Genomic DNA, 1125 nt, shown 5'->3' with positions numbered 1-1125 from the left:
TCTGCGGCGTTCAAGAAGGCCTTGATCGAGCGCGCCCTGCATGCCGAGCTCGGCCACCACCTGGGTTATCCGCCGGGCGCGCAGCGCCCAGAGGATGAAACCAATCAACGTAACGGCAAGAGTGGCAAGACGGTTTTGACCGGTGATGGCCCGCTGCGGCTGGAAATTCCTCGTGACCGAGACGGCAGTTTTGCGCCCATTCTCATCCCAAAGCACGAGCGGCGGTACACCGGTTTCGATGACAAGATCATCGCCATGTATGCCCGTGGAATGACTGTCAGAGAGATCCGGGCCTTTCTGTCCGAGCAGTATGGAACAGAGGTCTCACCCGACTTCATCAGCTCTGTGACAGACGAGGTCATGGAAGAGATTGGCGCCTGGCAACAGCGGCCATTGGAGCCGATGTACCCGGTCATTTTCTTTGATGCACTGCGGGTGAAGATCCGCGAAGAAGGCCTGGTGCGCAACAAGGCCATTTACCTGGCACTGGGCGTTCTACCCGACGGGACGCGCGATATCTTGGGCATCTGGATTGAGAACACCGAAGGTGCGAAGTTCTGGATGAAGGTGTTCAACGATCTCAAGACGCGTGGTGTCGAGGATGTGCTGATTGCCGTGACCGATGGGCTTAAGGGCATGCCAGAGGCCCTCAGCGCAGTGTTTCCAGAGACGACGCTACAGACGTGCATCGTGCACCTGATCCGCAACAGCCTGGACTTTGCAGCCTGGGACAAGCGACGGGCACTGGCCAAGGCACTTAAGCCGATCTATCAGGCCATCAACGCCGAAGCGGCTGAGCAGGCACTCGATGAGTTTGAAAATGGGCCCTGGGGCAAGCAATACCCAACGGTCGTCGCGGCCTGGAGACGCGCCTGGGATCGAGTGATTCCCTTCTTTGTCTTCCCGCCTGCCATCAGGAAAGTAATCTACACCACCAACGCCATCGAGAGTATCAATGCCCAGCTGCGTAAGATCATCAAGACCCGGGGCCATTTCCCGAACGATGACGCAGCCACCAAGCTGATCTGGCTGGGGCTGCGAAACATCACGGCGAACTGGGGCTCAGCGGCGCATGATTGGAAAAATGCGATGAATCAATTCGCGATTTTGTACGGAGATCGGTTC

1 protein-coding gene is annotated in these 1125 nt (G+C 57.7%); it reads left to right on the top strand.

Translation table 11 applies throughout. From position 1 onward, the window contains the following. A partial coding sequence (locus tag ACNFCI_RS23950) for an IS256 family transposase (protein ID WP_416768425.1) occupies nucleotides 1-1125 on the top strand: 1125 nt, incomplete at both ends.

The organism is Pseudomonas sp. NY15356, assembly GCF_048068175.1.
Classification (GTDB): Bacteria; Pseudomonadota; Gammaproteobacteria; order Pseudomonadales; family Pseudomonadaceae; genus Aquipseudomonas; species Aquipseudomonas putida_K.
The sequence above is the reverse complement of the archived record's forward strand: the minus strand, read 5'-3'. Positions and strand labels throughout refer to the sequence as shown.